This window comes from Flagellimonas zhangzhouensis, assembly GCF_900102925.1.
Lineage (GTDB): Bacteria > Bacteroidota > Bacteroidia > Flavobacteriales > Flavobacteriaceae > Flagellimonas > Flagellimonas zhangzhouensis.
Window position 1 is genome coordinate 1,358,778 of the sequence record NZ_FNKI01000002.1, and the last position, 21,326, is coordinate 1,380,103.

Sequence of the window (21,326 nt, forward strand, 5' to 3'; positions counted from 1 at the left end):
TTTAAGTAATTCGTTCGAGTGTTTTTGTTCGGTTGATTTTTTGTGTAGCTGTTTCTGTGAAGGTTTTTACAAAGTAAACCTGTTTGGGTACTTCGTATTTTGAAATGCTTGGCAATGATTTGATCGATTGCAGTAAATCTTGCTCATTATAAGGTTCTCCTTCCACAACCAATACCAATTTTTGTCCTAAGGTTTCATCTGGTAAACCAGCCAAGAAAAATCTTTCCCTAATTAAGGGTGCCAATTTCTCTTCAATTTTTTCAGGGAACAGTTTGATGCCTCCAGAATTGATTATTGAATCATATCTACCTAACCATTTAAATTGGTTTTCACCATTTATTTCCACCAAATCATTGGTCACCACTTCAGCATCTGAAATTTTGGGAGCATCAATTACCAAACATCCTCTGTCATCGGTTTGAATGGTAACTCCAGAAAGGGTTTCAAAATATTCGGATGGTTTATGGTTGGTTTTTTTAACTGCGATATGGGTTATGGTTTCCGTCATCCCATAAGTTTCAAAAGCTTCAACAGAACTATCCCGTAATATGTAGCGAAGCTTTGTGTCAACTGGAGCACCGCCAATGATCAATTTTCTGATTTGGGAAAGTTGGTCGATTGAATTTTGCACCTGCAAAGGAACCATGGCCGCAAAATCATAGGTTTTATTCTCTTGCAAAGGTTTTGAAGAGGGTTCTACAGCGTCCAGATGAAGCCCTAAAACCATGGCTCGGATCAGCATCATTTTTCCTGCAATTCCAGTTAAAGGGAGACACAAAAGTGCCTTTTGTCTGGGTTCCAATTGAAAATAAGCTCCTGTGGCCAAAGCAGAATTGACCATGTGCTCTTTTCTCAGTTCGATTATCTTCGGAGTACCTGTCGATCCTGAAGTTGAAACTTCAACAATAGATTTATCCGAAAGCCAATCCAATAAAAATTGACCTATATGTACTTGATAAGCTTCATCCGTATTGACCAATTCCTTTCCTAATGCAATCAGCTCATCATTAGTGTATGAAGCTCCATTAAATCTAAAATCAGGATGAATATTATGCCAAATCGGATGATTCATTTGATAGCGCTACAAATTCTTCTTCAGTCATCACTTTTCCAAAAAGTCTTTCTTTCCAATTTTTCCAGCCATACTTCTTAGAGAAAATAAAAAGTAAAATGGGATAGATCACAAAAACGGGAATCAAAACATCCCAACCGAGTACAGGCTCTGACACATCTTTATAAATGGAATTGGTGTTAAATGCCATCCAATCTGCCGTTACTAAAAGTGCGGCAAAAAAATTGTTGGAAGCATGGAAACCCAAAGGCAATTCCAAACCTTCATCCATCAAGGTTAAAATACCAAGAAAAAATCCTGTTCCTATATAAAAAACCAAAATACCGTAGCCCAATTTTTCCACTTCAGGATTAAAAATGTGCAACAGGCCAAAAAGAGAGGAACTTACAATCAATGGCAGCCATTTATTGTGAACAGCCAATCCAATGGACTGCATTAAATACCCTCTTGTAAAATATTCCTCGAAACTTGTCTGAATCGGGACAAAAATTATGGAAAGTATTAAAAGAATAAAAAATGGGACTGGTTGAAAAGTAAACTCGTAATCTTCTGGTGACAGATACAAATCCAAAACGATCATACCTGATGAAATTATTCCCCAGAGTACAAATGAGAAAATGATTCTTTTCCAATCCACCTTTTTACGTGATGTGGTAAAGTGTTTAAAGGGCAGTTTATGGATATACTTTACAACTATCCATAAACTAAGCATAGCCACAAAAAACGTTACCATGATCAGAAGGAAAAAAAGATTGGATCCAAGTAAACTTGCCATTTGACCTAGATCGATTGGTAAATTAGTAAAGGTCTCAGATTTCATCATTACAGCAAACAATAGTGGTATTCCACCAAGTATTTGCCAAAAAATAAATACAATCAAAAGTCCCACAATATATCTCCAACGATTTGTAAGTCCTTTATACGCTTGTTCTATGTACATATATTTTCAATTAGCTCTTTGTCCCAATTTAGGGCATTGTTATAAAAAATAGCTCCTTTTTCCACTTGTAAAGGGCTTTCAATATTGTTGGTATACAAACTCCCTGTACCCAGTCCTTGAGGCATGGGACTACTCAAAGTATAGGTCCATTGCGAAATGGCATTCAATCCAACATTGCTCTCGAGTGCACTGGTGATCCACCATCCTATTTGTTGTTTGTTTGCTAAATCAATCCACTCTTGACTTCCTTGAAATCCACCTACCAAACTTGGTTTTAAAATAATGTATTGCGGTTGTATGGTTTGTAGCAGTTCCGCCTTTTTAGTTACATCAAAAATGCCAATCAATTCCTCATCCAATGCAATGGGGAAAGGTGTTTTTTCGCAAAGTTGGGCCATTTTATCCCACTGCCCTGCTTTAATGGGTTGCTCGATGGAATGAATTTTAAATTGAGCCAAACGCTCCAATTTTTGCAAGGCCTCTTCAGGAGCAAAAGCACCATTGGCATCAACACGAAGCTCTATTTCTTCAGGTGAAAAATTATCCCGAATGGATTGAAGTATGGCAATTTCACTTTCAAAATCAATAGCACCTATTTTCATTTTGATGCATTGAAACCCATCTTTTAGTTTTTGCTCCAACTGCTTCAACATGAAGTTAGAATCACCCATCCAAATCAACCCATTAATGGGAATTGGAGCTTGTATTTTGGTGAAATCAGAAGGATAAAGCTCAAACATATTGTTTGCATCGAGGGATAGATACGCTTGTTCCAAACCAAATTGGATTGAGGGGAATTCATTCAATTCTTTAAGCAATACCTCTTTTCCTAAATGAATATTTTCACAAGCCCATTTTAGTTTTTGTTCGTAATCGGGAACATCATCCACACTCAGGCCTCGTAAAATTCCGCACTCCCCTATTCCCATTTTATCTTGGTCTTTGAGAACAATAAACCAAGTTTCTTTTTGGGTGAGTATGCCACGCGAAGTGCCACTTGGAACTTTAAAATCGAGGATATACTTTTTGTAGCTTGCTTTCATGGAGTGGATTCAAATTTAAGTATATTTTACATCTAAATACGAACTAATGGCAAGCATCGACGGAAAAACCATTTGGGTAACTGGCGCCTCTTCAGGAATTGGCAAAAGCTTGGTGCTTTTGTTAAGCAAACACAACTGTAATCTGATTATTTCCTCTAGAAACGAATCGGAATTAATACGGGTCAAGGAAAGTTGTGAAAACCCAGCCAAAGTTGCCGTAATACCCTTAGATTTAGCAAACCATGAGGAATTGGAGGCCATTAGTGAAAAGGCCATTGGTGTTTTTGGCAAGGTGGATATGCTAGTGAACAATGCTGGAATCAGTCAACGTTCTTTGATTATGGACACCGACATGTCTGTCTATAAAAAACTCATTGATATAGATTATTTAGGTACTGTTGCCCTATCAAAAGCCATTCTACCCCACTTTATTGCCCAAAAAAGTGGTCATTTTGTTTCTGTTACGAGCTTGATGGGAAAATTTGGCTCACCCTATAGATCGGGGTATTGTGGGGCCAAACATGCGCTTCATGGATTTTTTGATGTTATGCGAATGGAGCATGAAAAGCATGGCATAAAAGTCACAATGATTTGCCCAGGGTTTGTTCAAACCAATGTGGCCAAAAATGCACTAACAGGTGATGGTTCCCCACAAATTAAGGATGATGTTGCTACACAAAATGGTATTACCCCCGAACTTGCGGCAAAAAAAATCGTTGCGGCAATTGAGAAAAATAAGTTTGAAGCCTATATCGGGGGAAAAGAAATTATGGGCATCTATTTAAAAAGATTCTTCCCCAAACTATTGCACAAAATGGTACTGAAAAGTCAAGTGCGTTAACCTTAACTAAAATTAAACCAGAAGCGAACACCTTCCGTTTGTTTTTCAATATTCAATTTAGATTGCAACTGGTTCACCAATCTGTTCATTAAGCGAATACCCATGGACGAATTGGAACGCTCATCAGTGTCTTCTGGTAATCCAACTCCGTTATCGGTATATTCAAAATAACCTTGGTCTCCATTTTTACGCAAATGGATGTAGATTTTTCCGTTTTCGTCGTTTTCAGGAAAGGCATATTTAAAGGAATTGGATACCAATTCGTTCAATATCAATCCAAAAGGAATGGCGCGATCAATATCTAATTCGGTGCCTTCTGCATCAATGGTAATACTGATATTATGTCCTCCTTTTTTGTAAACCGATTGTACACTATTAATCAAACTTTCGATGTAACCCTGCATTTCAATCACAGAAAGATCATCGTTTTGATACAGTTTTTGGTGAATTAAAGCCATGGCCTTCACCCTACTCTTACCTTCTTCCAATGCCTCAATAGCTGCTTTACTTCGGGTGTTTTTGGTTTGAAGACTCAACAAACTCGACACCATTTGCAAATTGTTTTTTACTCTATGGTGAATTTCCTTTAGTAAAGAGTCCTTTTCAATCAGAGCATTTTCAATAATATATTTTTGCTCTGCAATCAATCGTTGGTTTTTAATACTTTTTAAATAGGCATAAACCAATCCTGCAAAACCCATCAGCGTAAAAATCAAGGATACAAATACCAAATTACTTCTTTCTTCCTTGGCCTTCATGTCGCTCATTATCATCTCCATATCTCGATTTTTTTGATCGAGTAAACGCTCTTTGTTTATCAAATCTTCATTGGCAACAATGGTCACCAATTGCTGTTTAATAATGTTGGATTGTTTTGCCTCCAGCGAATCCTTTATTCTTTCATTTCTTTTATAATAGCTCGTGGCATTTTGATAGTTTTCAATCTTATCATAATAAATTGCCAGTAAACTATTCTTTTTAATGGTCTGAAGAATACTAACATTATTGAATTCGGTGTCCAAAATTCTTTTGGCCGCAATATTCTTGTCCATTTTTAAATTGGCTTCGGCCAAGAACAGCGTATTTTCAACCACTTCCTTCTGATCATTGTTATGGGGAGAAGCTTTTAAAACTTCGATGCTTTTTTCCAATAATGGAATGGCCTCTTCCAACTCGCCCATTACCACATGGCACTTGGCAATACCTCCATCTATTTTTGCCTCTAATAATTCCGCCTCAAAAATATCATCTTCGCTTTTTTGAATGGAAATATCATTGTTATAGATATTCAAATATCCTTTGGCCTTGTTCAATTCTCGAAGTGCAGTTGGTGCAGAATCGTCCAATCTGAGGAAGTTACCAAGTTTACTATGGTATTTGGCCAATGTGTAAGAATCGTTATCAGCAATGGTTGGTCTTACTTCTTTTGCAAATTGCTGCCACGCTTCAGTATAAAGGCCTAAATTACTGTAGATATCGTAAAAAGCTACGTTATCCGTAATGCCCAATTCCCGTTTTTCTTGGCGAATCTCAATTTGCTTGTCGTACAACTGCAAATTGGCATAGTTGTTATCCAGCACATTAAGAACCCTATTACGGGATTCCATATCCAAGGTGTCTTTCAACTCGTAAAGTTCACGAGCTACCGCAGTACTTTTATCAAATTCCCCTAAATCATTGTAGAGCTGGGCCTCCATCACCAAATACAAGCGAATCGCGTTGGTATCATTGGTTTTTTCGGCATTTGTCCTATAGATTTTGATGGTATCCAACCAATCGTAGGGTGAATTTATGTTATATCTGTTGATGGAATTAAAAAATACCTCAAACCTATTGGCAGGCATATTGGCATCTTGAAATTCTTTCAATACACTTTGCTCGTCGTCCAAAATAGACTGAGCTGATGCATTGCACAGAAAAAGAAAAAATATCGCGGTGAATAAAAGTCTTACGTAACGTCCCATTAATTAAATTGATATAGTGCTCAGGAAGATGAATTCTTGTGCCCTATATAGTTATTGTGCCCATTTCCTTTATAGCCCCAATTAATGTAACTGTTTTCAAAGACCAAATGACACTGAAAACAAAGTATGGGGTATATAAAGAACGTTAGTTTGTCCTCAAAATTAAATCCAATAGGAAAGAGTTGCTCGGTATTGTTGTGAAAGGGTCAATTTCTGTTGTGAAAAGCACTTCAATGTATGTGAAGTAGCAGTTTATCGATGTTTTGTGCTTTTCATGGAGTTCTAATAAAACGTAACTCCCATAAATTGAAAAAGGCCCTGCTTTTTACCAACAAGACCCTTTTACGAGAACACTATATGAAAATGAAAAAATTACTTTCTGATTTATTAACACTGCTAAAGTAGGGGCCTTTGTTCTGGGATGGAAAATATTGTTGTGAACCGACCAAAACTTGTGGTGTTCTCCCTAAAAATGATTTTTGGACATAAAAAAAGTGCCCCGAAAGACACTTTATATATTCTAAAGCTAAGTTGTTTAACTGTTCATCGATGAAAGGATAAACTCCTTAAAGTCCTTTGAAATTGGAATAAGGTTATTATTGATCATAATATCCTTTGAGTTGATGGCATCTATATGATCTACATTTACGATGTACGATTTATGTGCACGATAAAACTTGTTCTGTGGTAATTTCTCCAAATAATCCTTTAAAGGGGAACGTACCAAGAATTTCTTATCTACCGTGTTCACCTCCAAATAAACGTTATCTGCCTTGATGAATTGAATATCGGAAAACTGAATTCTATAATATAGGTGTTGCTTTTTTACAAAGATGGAATCCTTCAAAATAGAATTAGAGGCTATGCCGTCTGCAGCATCATTCTCTTCTGAGTTACCAGCATTGCCTTTTTTGGCATAATTAAAATTGGAAAGTGCAATTTCAATGGAAGTGTACAAATCTTGCTGCTCAAACGGTTTTACCAAATAACCATCTGGTTTAACGGTTTTGGCATTCTCTACTGTAGCTCTATCAGAGTTGGATGTTACAAAAATGAAAGGAATGTTGTAAGTGTCCCTTATATGCTTTCCTAAATCGATGCCTGTTTTATCCGAAGCAAGGATAATATCAATAAGGACCAAGTCTACATGATTGTTTTTAAGTACATCTACGGCTTGTTCATAAACAATCACATTGTCTACGATCTCGTAGCCTATTTCCTCCAGCATGGATTGCATATCATCCGCGATGATCACATTATCCTCAACGATTAAAATCTTAATTGGTTGTTCCAAGTCCTTTATAGTTTATATGGTTGTAAATCAAATTTACAAAAAAATATTAACTGAAATTATGAAGAGTACGGCCAATAAAAAAGTACTTAATGCCAATTTTTTCAACTCCCCGTCCAGCAATCCTGGATCTTGGGTCACCATTACCTTTCGTAAATGAATCAACAAGGGAATAAAAGCCAATAAAAAGAAGCTGTGCGACCAATGAATGTTCTCCAAATAAATGAACAATAGAAAACAAAGTAAAGGTATGCTTATCAATGCAAAATGATATTGCTTCCCGTTTTCAAATCCCATTTTCACCACCAAGGTGTACTTTCCGTGTTTTTTATCGGATACCACATCGCGTAGATTGTTCAGGTTGAGAACACCAACACATAACAAGCCAATGGCAATGGCAGGTAACCAAGCCGTGGCATGTAAACTCTTGGTGAATAAAAACATACTGCCCAAAACACCCAGTAATCCAAAGAACAAGAACACAAACAAATCACCCATGCCTTTGTAACCATACGGATTGGAACCCATAGTATATTTTATGGCTGCCCAGATACTTAAAAGCCCTAAAACGAAGAAAATGAGAATATAGAGAAGGTTATCAAGTCCAAAGGCTTTATAGATCAAAACCAAGGCCAAGGCCATACTTATAATAATGGAGATGATTATTCCGTTCTTTAAATTGGCACGGCTAATGGCACCACTTTGCAACGCTCTCACGGGGCCAATTCTGTCTTCGTTATCGGTTCCTTTTACACCATCACCGTAGTCGTTGGCAAAATTGGAAGTCACCTGAAAACCGACCGTGGTCAACAGGGCTAAAACAAAAATGGTTACATCAAACTGACCATGCATCATGGCCAAAGCGGTACCGACTATAATCCCAGATAGGGAAAGTGGTAATGTTCGGAGTCTTGCAGCTTGAATCCAAGCCTTAGTGTTTGCCAATACTAAAAGGGGTCTTCGATTTGTATTCGTTTTCCGTCTTGATAAGATGCTACAAAAGCATCATCAAATCCCATTTGCACCAATTGCTTTCTAAATTTTTGTGCCTCTTCCAAAGTTTCAAAGTTCCCCAGGGAATAGGCATAAAATGGATTGGTCTTTACAAAAAGGGTATTTGTCAAGGCTTCGGAAGCCAAAGTGACGTTATTATCCACAAAGGATTTTACTTGAACGGAGTAAATCTTTTTCTTGCCCAAGAATTCTTTGGCCAAATAGAATTCCTTCACCAAACTCAATTCTTCGTTTTGACTTCTCAGGTTATCCAAACGGGCCTTAATCACATCCAAACTATCAATGGACACCAAGACGTTGTTCTGGTTTTCAAAAGATTGCTTGCTACTCAATCCTGCTGTAAACGAGGTAATGGCCAAAGCACCAACTACAAATAGGCCAACAAAACCTAAGAGCACGTTACGTTGAAGCTTTATTTTTCTGAGGTCTTTATTCTTGTATTTTATTTGGTCGAGCAGACGTTCGTTGATAATCTGGGCCTTGTCTATATCCTTATGAAGGTCCAATAAATCACTTTCTTCAATAAAAGGCATATGGTGAGGGAGTTATAAATTATTCGCTATGCTAAAGGCATAACTACCAATATGTTAATACGTATACCTACAAATGTAAAATTTTTGTTGGAAGAAAAAAACTAATCGGTTTGAAACATTCAGCACAAATAGAGAAGGTTACAACAAATAAATACCATCGTCCTGAATGTTTATTTTGCGTTGTCTGTATAAAATACCCACCCCTTTTTTAAATGCTTTTTTACTTAGGTGCAATGTGGCCTTTATTTCCTCTGGAGATGATTTATCGTGCAAGGGCAAAAATCCGTTGTTCTTTTCCAATTCTTCAAAAATAATCTTTGCCGTAGGCTCCAACATTTTGGCCCCGATAGGTTGTAACGAGATGTCTATTTTCTTATCCTCCCTTACATTTTTCACATAACCCCTCAATTGGTTTCCCACCGAAATCGGTTTGAAAATATCACTGTCAAAAATGAGGCCTTTGTGTTTGTTGTCCACAATCACTTCCCAACCTAAAGGTGTTTTTCGTTGCGCTAAAACGGTTACTTCTGCATTCAATTCGTAGTCCACATTATCATTGGAAAGGTATCTATCCACCTTGCCAGAACCCGTTAAACGCATACTTTCTTCATCCATATAGCAATGGACCACATACTTCCTACCCTCCTCCATTCGTTGGGGCTGTTCCCTAAAGGGAACAAGTAATTGCTTCTCCAATCCCCAATCCAAAAAAGCACCATAAGTTCCCACTTCCTTGACTTCCAAATAAGCAAAACCGTTACGGATTATTTTGGGTCGCAAAGTGGTGGCAATCGGTCTTTCATTATTGTCCAAATAACAGAACACTTCAAGATCTGCATCTATTTCAAAATCTTCGGGCACATATTTGTTGGGCAACAAAATCTCCGTTCCTTCATCATCTCCCAAAAAAAGTCCAACACTAGTGCTTCTGAGCACTTTAAGGGTGTTATAATTTCCCAATTCTATCATAGGACAAATGTAAGTGTAAATTGTGTGTATAAAAAAAGCTGCCCTCAGTGTGGGCAGCTTCTTAACCGGATTTGTGTAATCTTAATTGTAAACCGATTCTTTTTTAAAGTGCTTTGCCAACATATAATAGATGACCGCACGATGTTTGTTTTTTTCTGATGTTCCGTATTTCACGATAACATCATTAATGGCTTCCATTAAAGCTGGACTATCATCCAAGCCCAATTTTTTCATCAAGAAATTATTCTTTACCGTTTCCAATTCTTTATCATCGGAACCAGAAACTTTGGAGGCATCTAAATTGTATATCGCTGGACCTAAACCAATGGCTACTTTGGTTAAAAAATCCATATCTGGAGTTACGCCAAACTTATTTTTGATGTCTTCAGCGTACTTTACAATCAATTCGTCTCTTTTACTCATAACAGTTAGGTGTTCTTTGTTTTTATAGTGGAGGTCTAAGATATGAAATCGAAATAGCCAAGCAAAATTTTATTGTTCAATGTTCTAGGGGTTGCTATCTCTAGAATTTTGGGTTTATCTGAAGCTTTGTAAAAGTTTTGTAGACTTTCGGCCAAATCATTTTCGTTGTTCACTTGTTGATGTTCAAAACCATACATGTTGGCCAAATGCTCTGCTGTAAAATGATGATGGGTCTCAAAAAAGGTCTCGAATTCTTTAGTATCCTCTTTTCCTGGCAAAATTCTGAAAATGCCACCACCTTCATTATTGATGAGAATTATCCGAAAATCTGGTTGGACGTATCGGTTCCACAACCCATTACTGTCATAAAAAAAACTGAGATCCCCTGTAATCAACAAAGTTGGATCCGAGCTATGGATTGATGCCCCAACGGCTGTAGAAGTGCTACCGTCAATTCCACTAGTGCCACGATTACAGAATACCTTTAAAGAAGCATTCATGGGAAATAATTGCGCATAACGAACGGTGGAACTATTCGCCAAATGTACCTGTGCACCTTTGGGAATAGTTTTTAAAATCTGCTCAAAAGCCTTGAAATCGGAAAATGGAATTTGCTTAACGTATTCATCCCTTTTTTGCTCATATTTTGCCTTGACCTTTTTCCAACGGGATTTGTAACGGCTAGAAACCTTATTATCTGAAACAATAGTCTTTAAAAAGGTATTAGGATCCTGTTCAATATGTCGATTCAAACAGAAAAAAGTATCGTAGGCCTTTTTTGTACCAATATGCCAGTGGTTTTTGGGTTGATATTCCCTTAAAAAAGCCTTTATCTTTTTGGAAACAATTAAACCACCAAAGGTGACCAAAAGTTCAGGTTGCAGGTCTTTAAACAACTTATACTTATCCTCCGATTTTTCAATGGGGGCAATAATGCTGTCAATACTTTCAAAAAATTCGGGATGATGCAGGTTGGAAGTGGTTTCGGTAAACAACAAAACACTATCATCCTCCGCAAGTGCTTTTAATATCGACTGCTCAATGTCATTGGGTTGATTTACCCCTACCAAAACCATTTTTTTAGTGGTATTTTGCCAAATTTCCTTTAACCCATCTAAATCTTCAATGGCTGTAGGCTCAACATCCAAAATAGCTTCATCTTGAATGGTAACCGTTGGCTCTTCTACCCTACCGTACAATGGTTCTTCAAAAGGAATATTGATGTGCACAGGAGATTTTTCATTGAAAGCAACTGACAATGCTTTGGCCAATTCCTTTTCGTTATAGGATTGGATATCTTCCTGAGATTCTTTCAAAAGAACTTTGCCAAACTTCGCTACTTTATAGGAAGCATGGGACACATCCTGCTTCAAATTGGCAGAATATCCAATATGTTTTTCCAGTACATTCTCTTGACGAATGGTTTGTCCATCACCAATATCGATACCATAACTAGGCCTATCTGCCGATACCACAATCAAAGGAATATCACTATAAAAAGCTTCAGCCACTGCAGGATAAAAATTCAACATGGCACTACCCGAAGAACAAATCACGGCGACTGGCTCCTGCAACTGCTGGGCCATTCCCATGGCAAAAAAGGCAGCGCAGCGTTCATCTACAACGCTATAACAATTGAAAAAAGAGTTCTTGGTAAAACTTATGGTCAGTGGAGCATTTCTGGACCCTGGCGCGATTACAATATTTTTAACCCCCTTGGATTTAAAATACAAAACCAAGGTTTGTGCAGCGGGAATATCTGAGTACATCATGGACTACAAAAATACATCCTTGAACGGGATTCGCCTAAATTCTGAAATAGGATTTTAGAGGATGTTGAGCATGGTCTTGCTCTTGTTTTGGGTTTCCTCCCATTCCAATTTTGGGTTGGATGCTCCAGTGATTCCGCCACCCACAAAAATAGATGCGATTGAGTCCTTGAATTCCATACACCTTAAATTCACATAAAGGGAAACTTCTTTAGATGCTTTTAAATTGATTTCGCCCAAAAATCCAGTGTAATAACTACGCTGGTAATTCTCATTTTCTAAAATGAACTTTTGAGCTTCTTTGGTAGGAATTCCACAAACCGCAGGTGTGGGATGCAAAGCAGAAATCACTTCTTTTAAAACAACATTGGAGCTCAAGGTTCCCTTCACTTCAGATTGTAGATGCCATAAATTCCCCGCTCTAACAGATTTAGCTTTGCTAATATCCAATTGGTCCATAAATGGGGTGAGCTGACCATTGATATAATCAGAAACCATTTGTTGCTCCTCCACCTCTTTACTTCCCCATTTTGGTTCTACATTTTCTTGAAAAGGTAAGGTTGCCGCTAAGGAGACTGTAAACAATTCATTTTGCTTCAATTTTACCAAAGTCTCAGGCGTGGCACCACACCAAGTTCCCACTTTTGGATGATGAAACAAATAACAAAATGCATTGGAGTATTTTCCTAAAAGTGATTTGAAAATGGTGGTGGGGTCCTTTGAAACTTCAACCTCTATTTTTCGAGATAGCACCACCTTTTTAAGGTTCCCTTTTTGAATTTCTTGAATACCCTTTTCCACCAATTGAACATGAGCTTCTTCATCATCTAATTTTGGTGAAATTGACGAACTTTCGAGTTTGTTTTCAAATGCTGCTTCAATCTCCAAAACCGAATCTGGTTGAATCAAAACAAGGTCATCTTTCGAAACAAAGGGAGCAAAAACAAACCCTCGTTCCGTAAAATCCTTTACAAAATGAAGGTGATCTGTTTGTTGAAAAACGGCAGTGAGTTTATTTTCTTGAGGTTTGCGATACACCACAAAAGGAAGTTTTGATTCAAAACTCTCCTCAATTTTATGAAAAAGGTCTTCTGCCGACTTATTTTCTGGGTAATGCAATGGTTGTCAATTTACAGTTGGAAATCAGTTGACCCTCTCCATCGGTGATTTTTATTTCCCAAAGTTGGGTGGTTCTGCCTTTGTGCAAAATAGAAGCCTTGGCATACACATACCCTTCCCGAATGGATTTAACGTGATTAGCCGCGATCTCAATTCCTCTCACAAAAAACTCCTTTCCATCCAAAAAAATATAGGATGCGGCGCTGCCTACGCTTTCAGCCAATGCCACGGAAGCTCCTCCATGCAAAACGCCATCGGGTTGATGCACCTTTGGTGTTACGGGCATTTGTGCTAACAGAAAATTCTCTCCAACATCTATAAAAGTTATATCCAATGTCTCCATCATGGTGCCCTTGCATATTTCGTTGCAAACGGACAGAATTTTCTCTTTGTGCTCGTTCATCCTTCTAGTTTTTTGTAAAATTACACAAAGCTTTTGCAATAATTAAATAGGTAAGACCAATCATGTCCAACACCGAAAAGACCGTAACCTATACCACAGAAAATACATACTTGACCCAGAACGAGTTAACCCCAAAAACAAAAAATGTATGGTTGGTTTTTCATGGGTATGGGTATTTAAGCAGATACTTTGTAAAATACTTCAATGGACTAAATGCTGAAGAAAACTACATTATTGTTCCGCAAGCTCCATCGAAATATTATTTGAAAAACGAATTTAAATATGTCGGTGCAAGCTGGTTGACCAAAGAAAATACAACCACCGAAATCAATAATGTGCTCAGTTATATTGATGCAGTTCTTGATGCTGAATCCCTTCCAAATAATGTGAATTTTATCCTTTTTGGATTTTCACAAGGGGTTTCTGTCGCTGCCAGATGGTTGACCCAACGTAAAATGAACTGTAAACTGGTGGTGCTTTATGCGGGAGGAATACCCAATGAGCTTACACCTACAGATTTTGAGTTTTTAGATTTTGATGAAACCAAAATCAAAATAATTTATGGTGACAATGATGAATTCCTAACTCCAGAACGATTGGAAGCCGAACATGTGAAATACGAAAATCTGTTTCAAGGAAAAGCCGAGGTCATAAATTTTGAAGGCACCCATGAAGTAAAACCCGAAATTATCGAAGGGTTGATTTAAAACCTCTCCTAAAAAAAATTACTTTTTATTGGACTGTTCTGAAGGTTCAGTTTCCTCGTAATATTTAATTATTCGCGTAGTGTAGTTGTTTTTGGGCGTAACAATTTGTTTTACCCAGTTGCTGGGTTTGTGACTATCATACTGAAAAATATATTCTTCAGCAGCTTCTGTATTCAGGGTTTTGGTTACCACCTTGCTTAAACTATTATTCGAATACTGGTAGTATTGCTTTTGTTGCGACACAAATTCCTTTTCATTGAGGTCGTACACAAAATCTTCGTGGGTCACCAGCTTATTATTTGTATTGAACACCTCTTCGGTGGCTCGGTTTGGTTCACCATCGATATACTCCTTGGTTAATACCACCTTTTGTGTTCCTTTAGGGCCATTTTTTTCGGAAGTACGTACAGATTTTTCAAGTATGCCATTGGTAAAGGTGCTCACCGTAGTTTCATTTTTTACTTGGGTATGTTCAAAAGTGGTCTCATCTACCCCATCTGTATTCGAAGAAACTATACGAACCAAATTTCCTAGATCATCGTATTGATACTCTTGTTGCTCCAAAAATTGCTTGTCGTAGGAAATTATTTTTTCCAACACCTTCCGATTCGGAACTGTATCAATCTCGTAAAAATTGGCCATGGAAGTGGATTCGTCCAAGGTATTGTTTTTGTAACTTTCCATTCGTTTTTCAACCAATTCTACTCCTTCATATTTATAATAGGTAATATCTTGGTCTTGTTCGTTGTATTGGGTTACAGTCTTTACTAAAATACCATCTTCGTTAAATTCGAAAAGTTCACGGCCATAATCCGTGATCACCAAACAAGATTTTACTTTGCCCACAAGATCAAAATCCCTAACATGGAAAATCTGAACTTCTTGTGACCAACTTGTTAGGCTGATAAAAACAGAAAAAAGGAAAAAGATGGTATAGTGTTTTTTCATGCTGTAAAATTAGCCTTTTAATAGGGGCAACCAAAAAATTTATCGCACATACCGTGCCTATTTTTACAGTATCAACACTATTTTTAAAACCTACGCTGTGGATGGAACGGACTAATGTCCATAGACAATTTTTTGCCTGAAATGATTTCAGTAACCATTTTACCTGTGGCAGGTCCCAAACTCCAACCCATCATAGCGTGTCCCGTAGCAATAGTTAGGTTACTGAATGCCTTTGCTCTTCCGATATAAGGCAAACCATCTGGAGAAACAGGGCGTAATCCACATTTGGCATTGCTTTTATCTGCTTCTGGAATTTTAAGTCCAGTATAATAGGCCTCAACTCCAGCTGCAATGGCCTCTACCCTTTCCTTTCGGATAGTATGGTTAATTCCCGAAAACTCCATGGTTCCAGCAAAACGGGTAAATCCTTCCATCGGGGTCACGGCAATTTTCTTTTCCATTAAAATGGCTGGCATGGTAATATGAGTGGGAGCTTCCATGTTAATTCGATACCCTTTTCCTGCTTGCAAAGGCACTTTTACACCAAGTTTTTTGGCTATGCCAGTAGTCCATGAACCTGCTGCAAAAACTACTTCATCTGCTTTGTAGCATGATTTTTCTGTTTTTACTTCGGTAATTTTTCCGTTACTGGTCGAAACATCCAAAACAGCCTCATTTTTCTTGATGGTCACTCCAGATTTCTCCAGGTGTTCCAACAATCTTTTCATAATTAATGGTGGTGTAGTATGTCGGTCGCACTCCCAAAGAATGGCTCCTTTTGCATTCAACTCCACATTGGGCTCCAATTTTTTAAGTTCTTCCAAGCTCAGAACTTTTCCTTCCAATCCTAAAGGAGCTGCTTTTTCAATCACCTCTATTTCATGATCGCGGGCGGCATCGGTTTGGTACATCATTAAAAGTCCCTTGTCCCCTATTTCAAAATCGCCCAAATCACCAGACTTTTGCATGTCTTCATAAAGTGAACGACTCAATAAATTAATATCACGGATTATAGGCATTGCGATAGCTACTTTTTCCTTTGTAGACGACTTTTTAAAATTCCAGGCCCATTTAATAAACTCTGGATCTAATCGAGGTTTCATATAAAAAGGACTTGCAGAATTGAACATATATTTCAATCCTTGGGTAATCATTCCAGGTGAAGCCAATGAAATAATGTGGCTCGGTGTTAAATACCCAGCATTAACAAATGAAGCTCCTGAAGTAATATCCGATTTATCCAAAACCGTAACCTCATGTCCTTCCTTTTGCAAAAAGTAAGCTGTTGATAGTCCAACAATACCTCCCCCAACAACAATAACACTTTTATTCTTCCCCATATAACTGCCTTTGACCTAGAAATTAAAAGAGCGCCAAGATACATAAAGGGTACGATAATGTTAATGCATATATTGCGAATTCTTTAGCAAGTTTTTGACTACTTTTGGGAGATTTTGAAAATAAATTAATAGATGAGAAAATTATTAGTATTGGCCGTTGGGCTGATGTTTGCCTGCAACTCTTCGCAGAAAACAGTTACGGAAGCTCCTCAGGCTCCTAAAATATTAGATCCCGTTGCCTACGGCGAAACCATTACAGAAAACGATTTAAAAGACCATTTGTACACCTATGCATCAGATGAATTTGAAGGCAGGGAAACAGGAACTGCTGGACAAAAAAAGGCGGTGGAATATTTGAAGTCTTTTTATGAAGAAATGGGAATTCCAGCAGCACAAGCCAATGGTGATTATTTTCAAAATGTACCCCTGGAAGTATCTAAGGTTCCTGTGGGAAATATTAGCATCAATAACACAACCTTGGAGTTGGGTGAAAATATCGTAACATTTTCAGCAGCAAAAGAAGAAGTTAACAGCATTGTTTATGTTGGATACGGCATTGAAGATGGCGAGTATTCCGATTATAACGGAATTGATGTTAAGGGCAAGTTTGTTCTGATCAAAGCAGGGGAGCCTGTTGAAAATGGAATTTATACCCTAACAGGTTCCATGGAAAAATCGGTTTGGAGCAATGCATCTGAAGCTACTAGTAAAAAAACAGAAATTGCATTGAACAAAGGTGCCAAAGGGGTTCTTTATTTTGATGCGTTGACATTTCCTAGATTCAAAGGGTATTTTGAATTTATGAAAAACAACAACAGTGGTAGAATGCAATTGACTGCTTTAGGCAATGACAATATTCTTATTTATTTGGATGAAAAAGCTGCTACAGCCATTAAAAGTGATATTGAAACGGATAACAAAGCCCAAAATGTTCCTGTAAAATTAAGCTTGAATATTGCTGCAGCCGATGAGAAAATGAGTTCGGAAAATGTGGTAGCCATTTTGAAGGGTTCCGAAAAGCCAGACGAATATGTAATTATTTCATCGCATTTGGACCATATCGGAATCACAGATGGTGGACAAATCAATAATGGGGCCGATGATGATGGTTCGGGAACCGTAGCACTATTGGAAATAGCACAAGCCTTTAAAAAAGCAGCCGATGAGGGCAATGGACCAAAGCGTTCGATTGTATTTTTACATGTAACTGGAGAAGAAAAAGGATTGCTTGGTTCTCAATATTATACTGATGTAGATCCTATTTTTCCTTTGGAAAACACTGTTGTTGATCTAAACATTGATATGATCGGTAGAATTGATCCTAATTACAAAGGGCAAAGAAATTACCTATACCTTATTGGTTCCGATAAATTGAGTTCTGAATTGCATGAGCTTTCAGAAGACATCAATAAAAAATACACCAACATAGAGTTTGATTACACCTATAATGATGAAAACGACCCCAATCGTTTTTATTACAGAAGTGATCACTACAACTTCGCTAAAAACAATATTCCGATCATCTTTTATTTTAATGGTACCCACGAAGATTACCACAGACCTGGGGACACTCCTGATAAAATCAATTATGACCTATTGGAAAACCGTAGCCGTTTAATATTTTACACAGCTTGGGAAATTGCAAATAAGGACAACAAATTGGTTGTAGATAAAGCCACGGACTAAGAAAATAGATTACTTAAAAAACGAAAAGGCCCATTAAAAGGGCCTTTTTTTGGTTTGTTCCATAAAAAAAATCCCAAACCGTAAAGCTTGGGATTTTACAACTTAAGGGTGGAAGACCGGGTTCGAACCGGCGACCTCTGGAACCACAATCCAGCGCTCTAACCAGCTGAGCTACAACCACCATTTAAAGCGGATGCAAAAATACTTTTTTGTATTGATTCAACCAAAATATTTTTACAAATAAGATGCATTTATTAAAAGGGTATCTCAAATCCTTTTTCAATCTCACTATAAACCTCTCGGAACCAAAAAAGTACTCCAAAGGTATAATTTGTCGACCAAATGCACGTTTTGTTAGACCAAACACATAATTTCGAGCATTTCACAACAAAAAATTCTCGGATATGGGTTTGAAAATTATTTTTACCGTAAATAATTCAACCACTTGTTGTCAGAAAAAAACTTCAATCTTAACTTAAAAAAACTACCGATACATGTATTGGTATGCACCGTTATATTGTTTCAAAGTTTGACGGGCAAAGCTCAGTCCAATAAAAAGGACAGTTTGGAGTATAAATTTCAACGACTGGAGTCGACCAACAAATTTAACCCATCCGATACCACCCACATTAACTTATTGGTTCAACTAGGTAAATCCTATAGGTATTTGGATATTGATAGTGTGTATTCCATTTCAAAAAGAGTGTTTGAGTACAGTGAAGCCGTTGATTATTCCTATGGAAAAATTAATGGGCTTCGTGGAATGGGCAGCTATTATTATGAAAAAGGCAGACGTGAAAAAGCTATGCCTCTTTATAAGGATGCCCTTTATCTTGCAGAAGAGACTGAGGATTATGTATCTGAAATCTCCATCTTAAATGTGCTTGCACAAAATGCAAGTTTTGAAGGCAATTATGCTGAGGCGCTCAACCTAAACCTAAAAGGTATTGATATTGCCAGAAAGGTAAACGAGCTGGAAGCACTTTCCATTCTTAATGAAAATATAGCTAGTCTTTATGCAGATCAAAAGGATTTTAAAAATGCCTTAATGTTCTATGACACCGTTCAAAAAATCAATAGAACATTGGGCAACGAAATTGTGGATGCGGAAACCCAGAGCAACATGGCAACGCTCTACAAGGATGCAAAGGACTTTAAGAATGCAATGTTCAACATCAACCGAAGCATCAATACTTTTGAAAAGCACGAAATCATCGATTGGCTGGCTTATGCCTATGAAGTAAAAGGTGATATTTATCTGGATCAACAAAAATATAAATGGGCATTATACTGGTTTGATCAGAGTAATCAGCTTTTTAAACATCAAATCGATGATGATCGAGTAAAAATTCAATTGATGAACGGTTTGGCCAAGGCCTATTTAGGACTTGAAAGCGATAGTTTGTCCTATAAATATGCACAGGAAGGATTGGACCTATCCAAAAAGATAAAATCCATTCAAGGACAAATTGATTGTTCTGAGACCTTGTATAAACTGCACAAAAAAAATAATCACGATACAGAGGCTTTAGCATTTCTTGAAAGTTTTAAAATGCTTTCCGATTCGTTGTCCAAAGATAAAAGCAAACAGAGCTTATCGCTTTTGGAAACTAAGCTACAATACGAGCAAGAAAAACAGGAACTGATTAAGGCCAATCAACAAGCACTTGCCAAACAAAGAAACTACATCTATTTTTCCGTTATCATTCTTTTGATTTTGAGTATTATCACTTTTGTTATTCGCAGAAGTGAAAACATTCAGAAAAAATTGAATAAGGAGCTTAAAGAAAAATCAATTGCGGTGGCAGAACGTGAAGTACAGTTGAATGAAATCAACAGTACCAAGACCAAGCTCTTTTCAATTATTGGTCACGACCTAAGAGGTCCTATTGGAGCACTACAAAGTATGCTTAAAATGTTTACCGATGGAGACATCACCAAAGATGAGTTCCTTTCTTTTATTCCAAAACTTAAGTCCGATGTAGAGAATATTTCCTTTACATTGAACAACTTGCTTTCGTGGGGGCAAAACCAAATGAACGGAGTGGTGACCAAGCCGAAGCGTATTTCTTTAAGTTATATAGTGATCAATAACATTCAGTTATTGTCTGAAATTGCGAAGAGTAAATCCATCAAAATCATTAATCAGCTACCTGATAACCCAAGAATTTGGGCAGATAACAATCAAATTGATATTGTCGTTAGAAACCTGTTGAGCAATGCCATCAAGTTTACGCCAGAAAATGGCCTCATCACCATAGACGCTAAGGAGAAAGAAAATGTTTGGGAAATTTCCATTCGTGACACTGGTGTGGGTATGAACGAAGAAATGCAGAAAAAGATTTTTGAAAGCTCGTCCAATGTAACCACTTACGGAACCAATAATGAAAAAGGGACAGGGCTTGGTTTATCTCTATGTAAGGAAATGATCCTGAAAAACAACGGGAATATTTGGGTAGAAAGTGTTGTTAGAAAAGGAACAACATTCTATTTCACGATACCAAAAGCTGAAAAAAGATACCAAAAAGCCAGTTGATCAAATCAACTTGTCCAAACTGTCGACGGCAACAAAACGCTCCACGGTAAAGCCCTCAGCGTATTCAACTCCTACAATTCTACCTAAATCCCTAGCACGATAATTGACACTATCGGTAAAGTTTTTACTACTGATTGGTGTCTCAGGTTCATCACTGTTAGGATCATAAAACTGTGAACTATAGGCCATGATAGCTTCGGTCTTCTTTTCTATAAATTCTGAAACGTCCACCACAAAATCAGGTTCCAAGCTCTTCCATTGAATGTAATGGTACACAACTTTCGGACGCCAAGGAGCTTGCCATTCGTCATCTCCATCCATTTTGGTATCAATTTTTACCAGCCCACTCAAAAAGCAGGCATCGCTTACCAATTTTGAACCTTTACCATGATCAATATGACGATCATCTATGGCATTGCACAATACAATCTCTGGTCTGTATTTTCTAATGATTTTAATGAGTTCCAACTGGTGCTGCTTGTCGTTTACAAAGAACCCATCGGCGAATTCCATATTCTCACGAACGGAAACACCTAATATTTTGGCGGCATTTGCGGCTTCTTGGTCCCTGATTTCAGCAGAACCACGGGTACCCAATTCTCCTCGGGTCAAATCAACGATTCCCACTTTTTTTCCATTGGCAACCTCTTTCGCAATAGTGGCACCAGCCCCTAGTTCGGCATCATCTGGATGCGCGCCGAAAACTAAAATATCTAACTTCATGTGTA

At 37.6% G+C, this 21,326-nt stretch carries 19 protein-coding genes and 1 tRNA gene; 4 read left to right on the forward strand and 16 right to left on the reverse strand.

Translation table 11 applies throughout. From position 1 onward, the window contains the following. Position 1 precedes the first annotated feature (1 nt). Genes BLQ18_RS13040 through menC form a run of 3 tightly spaced genes read right to left on the reverse strand, consistent with a single transcriptional unit; the run spans position 2 to position 3,055 of the window. Positions 2 to 1,072: an AMP-binding protein gene (locus BLQ18_RS13040; protein ID WP_090297043.1), complete on the reverse strand. Its 1,071-nt coding sequence runs from the start codon at positions 1,070 to 1,072 to the stop codon at positions 2 to 4. Beyond that, positions 1,050 to 2,012, reverse strand: a complete 963-nt coding sequence (locus BLQ18_RS13045; RefSeq protein ID WP_090297048.1) for a CPBP family intramembrane glutamic endopeptidase — start codon at positions 2,010 to 2,012, stop codon at positions 1,050 to 1,052. The genes BLQ18_RS13040 and BLQ18_RS13045 overlap by 23 nt, the downstream gene beginning before the upstream one ends. Then, entirely contained in the window at positions 2,003 to 3,055 is a 1,053-nt protein-coding gene (menC, locus tag BLQ18_RS13050; protein ID WP_090297052.1) for an o-succinylbenzoate synthase, read from the reverse strand. Before menC ends, BLQ18_RS13045 begins: the two co-directional genes overlap by 10 nt. 46 nt (positions 3,056 to 3,101) lie before the next feature. Between menC and BLQ18_RS13055 the strand changes: the two genes are divergently transcribed. Beyond that, entirely contained in the window at positions 3,102 to 3,896 is a 795-nt protein-coding gene (locus tag BLQ18_RS13055) for an SDR family oxidoreductase (RefSeq protein WP_090297059.1), read from the forward strand. Positions 3,897 to 3,898: 2 nt separating this feature from the next. On the opposite strand, the gene BLQ18_RS13060 is transcribed toward BLQ18_RS13055, so the two are convergent. The 9 genes from BLQ18_RS13060 to BLQ18_RS13100 all read right to left on the reverse strand — a co-directional run bounded on the left by BLQ18_RS13060 (position 3,899) and on the right by BLQ18_RS13100 (position 13,381). Further along, positions 3,899 to 5,860 carry a sensor histidine kinase gene (locus BLQ18_RS13060; RefSeq protein ID WP_090297063.1) on the reverse strand — a complete coding sequence of 654 codons (1,962 nt, stop codon included), beginning with the start codon at positions 5,858 to 5,860 and terminating at the stop codon, positions 3,899 to 3,901. Between the two features lie 535 nt (positions 5,861 to 6,395). Continuing rightward, complete coding sequence (locus BLQ18_RS13065) at positions 6,396 to 7,154, reverse strand: LytR/AlgR family response regulator transcription factor (RefSeq protein ID WP_090297067.1); 759 nt, start codon at positions 7,152 to 7,154, stop codon at positions 6,396 to 6,398. A 33-nt stretch (positions 7,155 to 7,187) separates the two neighbouring features. Further along, a complete protein-coding gene (menA, locus tag BLQ18_RS13070) occupies positions 7,188 to 8,096 on the reverse strand; it encodes a 1,4-dihydroxy-2-naphthoate octaprenyltransferase (protein ID WP_090297072.1) in 909 nt (302 codons plus the stop codon). Between the two features lie 2 nt (positions 8,097 to 8,098). Next, positions 8,099 to 8,698, reverse strand: a complete 600-nt coding sequence (locus tag BLQ18_RS13075) for an SPOR domain-containing protein (protein ID WP_090297076.1) — start codon at positions 8,696 to 8,698, stop codon at positions 8,099 to 8,101. A 138-nt stretch (positions 8,699 to 8,836) separates the two neighbouring features. Then, positions 8,837 to 9,667, reverse strand: coding sequence for a CvfB family protein (locus BLQ18_RS13080; protein ID WP_090297079.1), 831 nt, complete (start codon positions 9,665 to 9,667; stop codon positions 8,837 to 8,839). 81 nt (positions 9,668 to 9,748) lie between these two features. Beyond that, entirely contained in the window at positions 9,749 to 10,090 is a 342-nt protein-coding gene (locus tag BLQ18_RS13085; RefSeq protein WP_090297083.1) for a DUF2853 family protein, read from the reverse strand. A 35-nt stretch (positions 10,091 to 10,125) separates the two neighbouring features. Continuing rightward, positions 10,126 to 11,862 carry a 2-succinyl-5-enolpyruvyl-6-hydroxy-3-cyclohexene-1-carboxylic-acid synthase gene (gene menD, locus BLQ18_RS13090; protein WP_090297087.1) on the reverse strand — a complete coding sequence of 579 codons (1,737 nt, stop codon included), beginning with the start codon at positions 11,860 to 11,862 and terminating at the stop codon, positions 10,126 to 10,128. A gap of 54 nt (positions 11,863 to 11,916) precedes the next feature. Continuing rightward, positions 11,917 to 12,978, reverse strand: coding sequence for a chorismate-binding protein (locus BLQ18_RS13095; protein ID WP_090297091.1), 1,062 nt, complete (start codon positions 12,976 to 12,978; stop codon positions 11,917 to 11,919). Next, positions 12,959 to 13,381: a PaaI family thioesterase gene (locus BLQ18_RS13100; RefSeq protein WP_090297094.1), complete on the reverse strand. Its 423-nt coding sequence runs from the start codon at positions 13,379 to 13,381 to the stop codon at positions 12,959 to 12,961. The genes BLQ18_RS13095 and BLQ18_RS13100 overlap by 20 nt, the downstream gene beginning before the upstream one ends. Before the next feature lie 62 nt (positions 13,382 to 13,443). Between BLQ18_RS13100 and BLQ18_RS13105 the strand changes: the two genes are divergently transcribed. After that, positions 13,444 to 14,088 (forward strand): alpha/beta hydrolase, encoded by a 645-nt coding sequence (locus tag BLQ18_RS13105; protein WP_090297099.1) that lies wholly within the window; start codon positions 13,444 to 13,446, stop codon positions 14,086 to 14,088. Between the two features lie 18 nt (positions 14,089 to 14,106). Here the strand turns inward: BLQ18_RS13105 and BLQ18_RS13110 are convergent, their stop codons facing one another. Further along, positions 14,107 to 15,036 carry a hypothetical protein gene (locus BLQ18_RS13110; protein ID WP_090297102.1) on the reverse strand — a complete coding sequence of 310 codons (930 nt, stop codon included), beginning with the start codon at positions 15,034 to 15,036 and terminating at the stop codon, positions 14,107 to 14,109. Positions 15,037 to 15,119: 83 nt separating this feature from the next. Next, entirely contained in the window at positions 15,120 to 16,376 is a 1,257-nt protein-coding gene (locus tag BLQ18_RS13115) for an NAD(P)/FAD-dependent oxidoreductase (protein ID WP_090297106.1), read from the reverse strand. 132 nt (positions 16,377 to 16,508) lie between these two features. Between BLQ18_RS13115 and BLQ18_RS13120 the strand changes: the two genes are divergently transcribed. Then, positions 16,509 to 18,062 carry a M28 family peptidase gene (locus BLQ18_RS13120; RefSeq protein WP_090297109.1) on the forward strand — a complete coding sequence of 518 codons (1,554 nt, stop codon included), beginning with the start codon at positions 16,509 to 16,511 and terminating at the stop codon, positions 18,060 to 18,062. A 106-nt stretch (positions 18,063 to 18,168) separates the two neighbouring features. Here the strand turns inward: BLQ18_RS13120 and BLQ18_RS13125 are convergent. Continuing rightward, a tRNA-His gene (locus tag BLQ18_RS13125) sits at positions 18,169 to 18,244 on the reverse strand. Between the two features lie 383 nt (positions 18,245 to 18,627). Between BLQ18_RS13125 and BLQ18_RS13130 the strand changes: the two genes are divergently transcribed. Beyond that, a complete protein-coding gene (locus tag BLQ18_RS13130) occupies positions 18,628 to 20,598 on the forward strand; it encodes a tetratricopeptide repeat-containing sensor histidine kinase (protein WP_245668121.1) in 1,971 nt (656 codons plus the stop codon). Here the strand turns inward: BLQ18_RS13130 and bshB1 are convergent, their stop codons facing one another. Then, positions 20,599 to 21,321 (reverse strand): bacillithiol biosynthesis deacetylase BshB1, encoded by a 723-nt coding sequence (gene bshB1 / locus BLQ18_RS13135; RefSeq protein WP_090297115.1) that lies wholly within the window; start codon positions 21,319 to 21,321, stop codon positions 20,599 to 20,601. Between the last annotated feature and the right edge of the window lie 5 nt (positions 21,322 to 21,326).